The organism is Nocardioides sp. (assembly GCF_025964975.1).
In the GTDB taxonomy this organism is placed as follows: domain Bacteria; phylum Actinomycetota; class Actinomycetes; order Propionibacteriales; family Nocardioidaceae; genus Nocardioides.
This window is the reverse complement of the sequence record NZ_JAOPXV010000018.1, coordinates 19,612-27,971: the sequence shown is the minus strand read 5'-3', so window position 1 is coordinate 27,971 and position 8,360 is coordinate 19,612. Positions and strand designations below refer to the sequence as shown.

General features: G+C 70.3%; 9 protein-coding genes and 1 pseudogene. 5 read left to right on the top strand and 5 right to left on the bottom strand.

The window, feature by feature from the left end; all coding sequences use genetic code 11:
- On the bottom strand, positions 1 to 343 hold a 343-nt coding region (locus JWN68_RS01480; RefSeq protein WP_297733617.1), incomplete at its 3' end, for a flavin reductase family protein.
- A gap of 89 nt (positions 344 to 432) precedes the next feature.
- Between JWN68_RS01480 and JWN68_RS01475 the strand changes: the two genes are divergently transcribed.
- From JWN68_RS01475 to JWN68_RS01460, 4 genes and pseudogenes are all read left to right on the top strand, one after another.
- A complete protein-coding gene (locus JWN68_RS01475; RefSeq protein WP_297733615.1) occupies positions 433 to 1,161 on the top strand; it encodes a dienelactone hydrolase family protein in 729 nt (242 codons plus the stop codon).
- 41 nt (positions 1,162 to 1,202) lie between these two features.
- Entirely contained in the window at positions 1,203 to 2,507 is a 1,305-nt protein-coding gene (locus JWN68_RS01470; protein WP_297733613.1) for an alpha/beta hydrolase, read from the top strand.
- A gap of 24 nt (positions 2,508 to 2,531) precedes the next feature.
- Positions 2,532 to 2,870, top strand: a pseudogene (locus JWN68_RS01465) (sigma factor); the annotation flags it as partial.
- Positions 2,871 to 2,931: 61 nt separating this feature from the next.
- The gene (locus JWN68_RS01460; RefSeq protein WP_297733620.1) at positions 2,932 to 3,408 is read left to right on the top strand and encodes a hypothetical protein; all 477 of its coding nucleotides are present in this window, start codon (positions 2,932 to 2,934) and stop codon (positions 3,406 to 3,408) included.
- Positions 3,409 to 3,426: 18 nt separating this feature from the next.
- Here the strand turns inward: JWN68_RS01460 and JWN68_RS01455 are convergent, their stop codons facing one another.
- On the bottom strand, positions 3,427 to 4,467 hold the full coding sequence (locus JWN68_RS01455; RefSeq protein ID WP_297733610.1) for a S66 peptidase family protein: 1,041 nt from the start codon (positions 4,465 to 4,467) through the stop codon (positions 3,427 to 3,429).
- 39 nt (positions 4,468 to 4,506) lie between these two features.
- On the opposite strand from JWN68_RS01455, the gene JWN68_RS01450 reads away from it, so the two are divergent.
- Entirely contained in the window at positions 4,507 to 5,148 is a 642-nt protein-coding gene (locus tag JWN68_RS01450) for a class I SAM-dependent methyltransferase (protein ID WP_297733607.1), read from the top strand.
- On the opposite strand, the gene JWN68_RS01445 is transcribed toward JWN68_RS01450, so the two are convergent.
- Genes JWN68_RS01445 through JWN68_RS01435 form a run of 3 tightly spaced genes read right to left on the bottom strand, consistent with a single transcriptional unit; the run spans position 5,119 to position 8,267 of the window.
- On the bottom strand, positions 5,119 to 6,219 hold the full coding sequence (locus JWN68_RS01445) for a prenyltransferase (protein ID WP_297733604.1): 1,101 nt from the start codon (positions 6,217 to 6,219) through the stop codon (positions 5,119 to 5,121). The genes JWN68_RS01450 and JWN68_RS01445 overlap by 30 nt on opposite strands.
- Positions 6,209 to 6,958, bottom strand: coding sequence for a class I SAM-dependent methyltransferase (locus JWN68_RS01440; RefSeq protein ID WP_297733601.1), 750 nt, complete (start codon positions 6,956 to 6,958; stop codon positions 6,209 to 6,211). Before JWN68_RS01440 ends, JWN68_RS01445 begins: the two co-directional genes overlap by 11 nt.
- Positions 6,945 to 8,267 carry a glycosyltransferase family 4 protein gene (locus JWN68_RS01435; protein WP_297733598.1) on the bottom strand — a complete coding sequence of 441 codons (1,323 nt, stop codon included), beginning with the start codon at positions 8,265 to 8,267 and terminating at the stop codon, positions 6,945 to 6,947. The genes JWN68_RS01440 and JWN68_RS01435 overlap by 14 nt, the downstream gene beginning before the upstream one ends.
- Positions 8,268 to 8,360 lie beyond the last annotated feature (93 nt).

Sequence of the window (8,360 nt, the reverse complement as noted above, 5' to 3'; positions counted from 1 at the left end):
CGGAGGCCATCTGCTCGGAGATGGGCTGCTGACCGCCCGCCAGGAAGTTGACGCAGAACACGCCCGACTGGCGGATCGAGGCGAAGGCACGCGACTTCCTGGTCGGCAGGAAGGCGACGAGAGGCGGGTCCAGCGACACGCTGGTGAACGATTGTGCCGTCATCCCGACCGGCTGGCCGCCGAGCGTGGTGGTCACGACCGTGACGCCAGAGGCGTAGCGGCCCAGCACCTCGCGAAAGAGCCGCGCGCGGGTCTGCGTCTCCTCGCAGTCGACCTCGACCGTCTCCCCCGGGCGCCACTCGAAGCCGTGCGGGAAGTTCTCGTCGGTGGCCTGTACGTTCACGAAACCCATTCTCGCGCATCCCGACGCCGTGGCTGCGACGGCGTGGACGCGGCCCCTTCGGAGCGCCCGCATGGTCCACACTGACGCCCATGACCTTCCCCGACGACTGGACGCAGGGCTCGCACACGCACGAGGGCGTCAGCCACCCGACGTACCGCCGAGGGGACGGGCCGGGGGTGATCATCGTCCACGAGATCCCGGGCATCACGCCCGAGGTGGCCTCGTTCGCCCAGGAGGTCGTGGACGCGGGCTACACGGTGGTGCTGCCCAGCCTCTTCGGCACCGACGGGGCGCGCATGACTCCGCTGTCCACGGCCAAGGCCCTCCGACAGGTCTGCGTCAGTCGGGAGTTCACCAAGCTCCGCACGGGCGTCACCACTCCGGTCGCCGGCTGGCTCCGGTCGCTCGCGCGGGACCTGCACGACGAGCTCGGCGGCCCCGGTGTCGGCGCCCTCGGCATGTGCTTCACCGGCGGCTTCGCGCTCGCAATGATGGTGGACGCCCCCGTCGCCGCCCCCGTCCTCTGCCAGCCGAGCGTGCCGTTCGTGCCCGGCGCGAAGCGCGGAGCCGACCTCAACCTCTCGCCGGCAGACCTGGACGTCGTCAAGGGCAAATGCGCTGCCGGACAGCAGGTCCTGGGTCTGCAGTTCCGCTCGGACCCGCTCCCGGGCACCCGCTTCGACACCCTCACCCGGGAGCTAGGCAACGCGTTCATCCGCATCGACGTCAAGGGCAAGGGGCACTCCACGGTCACCGAGCACCGTCAGCAGGAGGCTGTCGACGCCGTGCTGACGTTCTTCGCCGACAACCTGCACTGACGGGCGGGAACACGTTCTACTTGCCCGCTACCATCGTCGCCGTGAGCTACCTGCCACGACAAGCGGTTCTCGCCGCGCTGACCGCCAACGCCCTGCGTCCGGTGCCGGGCCTCCGGATCGGCTTCCCCTCCTTCATCGCAGGCTGGATCTTCGGCGAGCTCGCCCCCCAGGTGCTGGCGCTCAGCGCGGTCGACTCGGCCGCCCAGCTGCGCCCATCGAGGCGATCGACGCCACAGACCAGGCTCGGCCTCGGTCTCGCGGCCGTCACGACGGCAGGACTCGCGCACCTCATCCGCCAGTCCCAGCAGGTCAAGGACCGGGTGGAGGAGGCTCTCGTCGAGGGGTTGGGTGTCGACTACGTCGAACAGCTCGACGCAGTCCCCGCCCCTGCCGACCTCGCCACACCGTGGCGGCGGCTCGTCAACCCGTTCAACTTCACCAACCCAGCGGTCAAGGTCGACCGGAACATCGCGTATGCCGAGTTCGGCCGCCGCTCCATGCTCGACATCTACCGCCCGGCCGACGTCATCTCGCTGGCCGACGCGCCGGTGCTGCTCCAGGTGCACGGCGGCGGCTGGCGGATCGGCGCCAAGCACCGCCAGGCCATCCCGTTGATGCAGCACATGGCGCAGCGCGGCTGGGTGTGCGTGGCCATCACCTACCGGCTGGCACCCCGCGACCCCTTCCCCGCACACGTCATCGACGTCAAGCGCGCCATCGCCTGGGTCAAGGAGCACATCGCCGACTACGGCGGCAACCCCGACTACGTCGTCATCACCGGCGGTTCGGCCGGTGGCCACCTCAGCTCGCTGGCGGCTGTCACCCCCGACGTCAAGGAGTGGCAGCCCGGCTTCGAGGACGCCGACACCTCGGTCCAGGCAGCCATCCCGCACTACGGCATCTACGACTTCGCCGGCTCGACCGGCCTGCGCAACGCGATCCGCATGCGCGACGGCTTCCTGGGGCCGAAGGTGCTGATGAAGCGGTGGAAGGACGACCCCGAGGCCTTCGAGGCCGCCTCCCCCATCCTGCGCATCGACGGCGACGAGCCCGACTTCTTCGTCATCCACGGCACGGGCGACACCCTGGTCGACGTCGGCCAGGCACGCATGTTCGTCGAGAAGCTGCGCCGGGTCTCGAAGAAGTCCGTGGTGTACGCCGAGCTCCCCGGCGCCCAGCACGCCTTCGACACATTCCCGTCCATCCGCTCGGCCCACGTGGTGCGGGCGATCGAGCGCTACCTCGGCTGGCACTGGAACACGTGGCGGGCGGGCCTTCCGGTCGACCACGAGGTCGAGGTGTCGCCACCGGTCACAACCGAGGGCGCTGGAACGTCTGAAGGGTGACGGACCACGACAGGAGACGGTGACATGGAGCCCTTCGAGCACACGCAGTCCTTTGAGCACACGGAGTCCTTCCAGCACACGGAGTCCTTCGAGGAGCACCGCGGACACCTGACGTCGGTGGCCATGCGGATCCTGGATCCCGGCGGCGACGCCGAGGACGCCGTCCAGGAGACCTGGCTCCGCTTCGAGCGGGCCGACACCGCCGATGTCGAGAACCTGCGGAGATGGCTCACCACGGTCGTGAGCCGGATCTGTCTCGACCAGCTCCGGTCGCGGACGGCGCGGCGCGAGGACCTCGTCGACCACCATCTGGAGCGGCCGACCGACGAACCGTCGCCCGAGGACGACGCCGTCCTGGCGGACGCCGTCGGCAGTGCCATGCAGACCGTGCTGGACGAGCTGGCACCGCCCGAGCGCGTGCTTCGTGCTGCACGACCTGTTCGCAGTGTCCTTCGACGAGATCGCCGCGTTGCTGGACCGCTCCCCCACGGCCACCCGGCAGCTCGCGTCCCGGGCGCGCCGGCGGATCCGCGGGACGATTCCGGCGGCCGCTCCCGGCCGCGAAGTGGCCGACGCCTTCCTGCGAGCGGCCCGTGCCGGGGAGCTCGACACGCTGATCGCGCTGCTCGACCCCGACGTGGTGCTGCGTGCCGACGCCACGGCGGCCGCGATGGGCCCCGCTCCGCTGCTCATGGGTCCGCAGGACGTGGCCAACCGGTTCAACGGCGGTGCCCAGTCCGCCAAGCTCATGGTCGTGGACGGGCTCGCCGGGGCAGCGTGGATGCACCGAGGCGAGGCCAAGGTGGTCTTCGACTTCACTCTCATCGACGACCGCATCGTCGCCATCGACCTGCTTGCCGACCCGGACGTCCTTGCCAGCCTCGTGCTCGAACCTGCCTGAGGGTGCTGGCTGGGCCCGTCACCCGAAGTGGGCGGTGACCACCTGACGCTCGCCGTCCACGGTCATGGGACCGCCGTACGGCAACAGCAGCTGAGGCGACGTGTGCCCGAAGTCCACGTCGAGCACCACGACGAGCCCGGGGTTGTAGTCGGCCACCGCGCGTAGCACCGCCTCCCGGCGCCCCGCCCGCAGCCCGGCTGCCTCCTCCTCGGTCCGCGGCTGCTCCCGCGTGCTCACCGGGGGACGGCCCCACAGCAGCGCCGAGGCGGCACCCAGGATGCCGCGCTCCCCCAGGTTGCGCAGCATGTAGAAGCACTCGGTCGGCGACGGCACGTCCTCGGAGGCCTCCAGAGCCAGGACGCAGCCCTCGTACGCCGAAACAGGTTGGATCCACCGACCGACCGCGAGGGTCCACTCGACGATCTCGAGGCACCCGCCCCACAGGGTCCCGGTCACCGACCGCGGAGGCCCGGTCCACTGCCACGCCTCGGCCGGCAGGTCGGGTGCGGCTTCGACCAGCACCGCCGGCGAGTCCCACTCGACGCCGTAGTCGCGCGTGCGCACAGGAGGCGTCAGCTCCAGGTCGCCGCCGAAGAGCGCCGCCTGCAGCGTGGCGAGGTGCGCCGGGTCGACGTGCGGGCCCGGCCCGAGGTGGACTGCTGTCGACCCGCCGTACACCCCGCCGACGCCGTGGAAGAACAGCCAGTTGGAGAGGTTGGTGTTGTCGCTGTAGCCCAGGAAGCGCTTGGGGTGCGCCAGCATCCGCTCGGGGACGAGGTGCGGCAGGACGGTGATCTGGTCGTCGCCCCCGATGGTGGACATGACCGCGCCGATCGAGTCGTCCTCGAAGGCGCGCATGAGGTCCTCCGCCCGCTCGGCCGGCGTGCCCTGCACGCGGGTGAAGGGGAGCTCCACGGGCTCGAGACCCAGGTCCCGGATCCTGCTGAGCGCCTGGTCGTGGATCGCCGGAAACTGTGCAGGCGCGCACCACGACGGCGAGACGACGGCGACCCGGTCGCCGGGCCGGACGGGTGGGGGCAGGACGACAGCGGGGACCATCGCCCCAGTCAAGCAGCAACGCCACTAGGGTCTCGCCCTGTGACTGGGTGGATCGATCATGCACTGGCCGCGAAGGGCTTCATGCCCAAGGACGAGGGAATGCTGCTGCACCGCTGTGGGCTGCGGCAGGCAGCCACGGGTCCGCTGCTGGAGGTCGGCACCTACTGCGGCAAGTCCGCCATCTACCTCGGAGCGGCTGTCCGCGAGGCCGGGGGGACCGTCTTCACCGTCGACCACCACCGCGGCTCCGAGGAGAACCAGGCGGGTTGGGAGCACCACGACGCCAGCCTCGTGGACGACGACCTCGGGCTGATGGACACCCTCCCCGTCTTCCGCAGGACGCTCGCGCGCGCCGGTCTGGAGGAGCAGGTCGTCGCCGTGGTCGGCAGGTCGACGACCGTGGCACGCCACTGGCGTACGCCCCTGGCGCTGCTCTTCATCGACGGCGGTCACGCCGAGGAGCACGCCCAGAACGACTACTCGGGCTGGTCGCACTGGCTGATGATCGGCGGGCTGCTCGTCATCCACGACGTGTTCGCCGACCCTGCGGACGGCGGCCAGGCGCCGTACCACGTCTTCCTGCGCGCACTCGAGAGCGGCGCCTTCACCGAGGTCGAGGCCCTCGGCTCGATGCGGGTCCTGGAGCGCGTCTCAGGAGACGCCGGCGACCTGGTCGGCTGACTCGCAGCCGCACTCGAGCCCGATCTCGGCGAAGTCGGGCGCCAGGGTGGTGCCGCGCATGATGCCCGAGCCCGGCGTGGTGTGCGAGAGCGCGTCCGCGGCCAGGATCACCGCTGCGGCCGTGTAGGTCGTGTGCTCGGCGGGCCAGTTCACGTCGTCGGGGAAGACATATCCGGTGAAGTACTTCCCCTCCTCCGCGCGTAGGTGCTGCATGTCGGCGAGGAGCTGCAACGCACGCGTCCGGTCGCCGATGGCGTCGAGGGCCAGCACCAGCTCGCACGTCTCCGCTCCGGTGACCCACGGGTTGCGCGAAACACAGCGGATGCCGAGGCCGGGCTCGACGAAGGTGTCCCAGCGGGACGCGATCAGCTCCCGCCCGGCCGCGCCGCGGACGGCCCCGCCGAGGACGGGGTAGTACCAGTCCATCGAGAACTCCGACTTGTCGAGGAACTCGTCCCGGTGCTCGCGCACCGCGTGGCCGAGGCGTCCGCCGGCCAGCTCCCACTCGGGCTGGGGGTCGCCGAGCAGGTCGGCGATCGCCGAGCCGGCCCGCAGGCTCTGGTAGATGCTGGACGAGCCCGCCAGCAGTGCCTCGGGGTTGACCGCCCCGGGCTCGCCGTCGAGCCACTCCCGGGACCAGGCGATGCCGCCGAAGGGCAGCTGCATGTCGACGACCCAGTCCAGGCCACGTCGCACGGTCGGCCACATGCGGCGCACGAACTCGTCGTCCTGACGGATCAGCCAGTGGTGCCACACGCCGACGGCGAGGTAGGCGGACATGTTGGTCTCACCGGAGTGGTCCTCGACCTGGCCACCGACGATCTTCATCGGCCACGAGCCGTCGGCCCGCTGGGTCGAGCGGACCCAGTCGTAGGCTCGCTCGGCCGCCTCCACCTGGCCGCCGACGACGAGCGCCATCGCGGACTCGACGTGGTTCCAGACGTCGGTGTGCTCGCCGACCGTCCAGGGAATGGCACCGTCCGGCTCCTGCATGGCCGCGATCGACGACGCCGTCTCCTCGACCTGGGCCCAGGTCAGGACGTCGTGGACCGCGCGCACCTCAGGCTGCATCGCCCTCTGTCCGCTCGCCGACGGCTGCCTCTGGTTTGCGGAAGTAGAGCACCATGCTCTTGCCGATGACCGGGTCGAGCACCTTGCCGGCCAGCTGGAGCGCCTTCGGGTTCTTCATGATCTCCCACACGAGGAGCTTGTGATAGGCCGCCGCGAGCGGGTGGTCGTCGTTGGTGACGCCGACCGCGCACTTGATCCACCAGTAGGGCGAGTGGAGTCCGTGTGCGTAGTCCTTGCCGACGAACTCCAGACCGGCCTTGGTGACCTTGTCGGTGAGCTCCTTGTCGGTGTAGATCCGGATGTGGCCGCCCTCGACGTTGTGGTAGTCGTCGGAAAGCTTCCAGTTGATGATCTCCGGCAGCCATCGCGGGACGCTGACGGCCATCGTCCCGCCGGGACGAAGGACGCGGACGAGCTCTTCGATCGCCGCGATGTCGGCAGGGATGTGCTCGAGCACCTCGGCCGCGACCACGCGGTCGAACTCGCCGTCGGCGAACGGCAGGGCGAGTGCGTCGCCCTCCTTGGTGTCCGCCTCGGCGCCGGCCGGGACCTCGCCGGCCTCTTTCATCGCCCCGAACCACTCCCGCACGACCGCGAGCTCGTCGGCGTCCTGGTCGAAGGCGGTCACGTCCGCGCCACGCTTGTACATCTCGAACGCGTGGCGGCCCGCGCCGCAGCCCATGTCGAGCACGCGCTCGCCCGGACGCAGTCCCAGGCGGTCGAAATCAACGGTCAGCACTGGTGTTCTCCTTCATCGGGCGCACAGCGCCTGTCTCGCCGCCAGTCTCAGCGCTGGTGTCATGGCCACCGCCGTGCTCGGCTCGGTAGCTGTCGATCGTTCGTTCGTACGCCGCCGCGGTGGCCGCGGCAACGGCACGCCAGCTGAACAGCCTCTGGACGCGCACACGCCCGGCGCGGCCCATCTGCTCGCGGCGGGCCGGGTCGTCGAGCAGCTCGAGCAACGCGAGCTCGAGCTCACCGACGTCTCCTGGCGTGACGAGGAGCGCGCACTCGCCGTCGGCGCCCACGACCTCGGGGATCGCACCGGCCCGCGAGACGACGAGCGGCGTCTCGCACGCCATCAGCTCGGCGGTCGGCAGCGAGAAGCCCTCGTAGAGCGAGGGTACGCACGCGATCTCGGCCGAGCCCATCACCTCGACGAGCTCGTCCTGGGAGACGCCGCTGACGAAGGTCACGTGCTCGCCGATGCCGAGGCTGTCGATCAGCTTCTCCGTCCGGCCGCCGGGCTCGGGCCGGGTGACGAGCAGGAGGTGCACGTCGCGCTCGGTGCGCAGCTTGGCGAAGGCCTCGAGCAGGGTGGCGATGCCCTTCATGGGGGCGTCCGCGCTCGCCATGGCCAGGATGCGTCCGGGCACACGGGGCGAGGTCGGCGGGACGAAGGCGTCCTCGACACCGAGCAGCACGGTCTGCATGCGCGCCGGGTCGACCCCGAAGTCGACGGCGATGTCGCGGGCCGAGGTGTCGGACGGTGTGAGGATCGTGCGTGCCTGCCGAGCCACCTTCGCCTGCATCCGCAGGAAGCCGTACCAGCGGCGGAGCGAGAGCTTCTTGCGCAGCGTCGGCGCCGCCGCGATGTCGATGCGCCGGTCGAAGGTGATCGGGTGGTGGATGGTGGTCAGCAGCGGGAGGCCCATCTTCTCGATCTCGAGCATGCCGTAGCCGAGGACCTGGTTGTCGTGCGCGATGTCGAAGTCGCCGACGCGCTCCTTGAGGACGCGGGCCACGCGGGAGCTGAAGGTCTTGGGCTCCGGGAAGCCGGCGGTCCACATCGTGAGGACCTCCTCGACGTCGATGAGGTCGCGGATCTCGCTCGGCCTCGGCGTACGGAACGGGTCCGGCTCGCGGTAGAGGTCAAGGCTGGGCACCTTCGTCAGGCGGACGCCCTCGTCGAGCTCGGGGTAGGGCTGGCCGGAGAACACCTCGACCTCGTGACCCAGGTTGACCAGCTCGCGGCTGAGGTGCCGGACGTAGATTCCCTGGCCGCCACAGTGGGGCTTGCTGCGGTACGACAGCAGTGCGATGCGCACGCGCGGCGACCTTTCTCGAAGTGGCTCTCTCGAAGTGGAACGTGTTCCCATTATGTCCCACGCATTGATAGCGTGTTCCAGGGAGTTCAACCG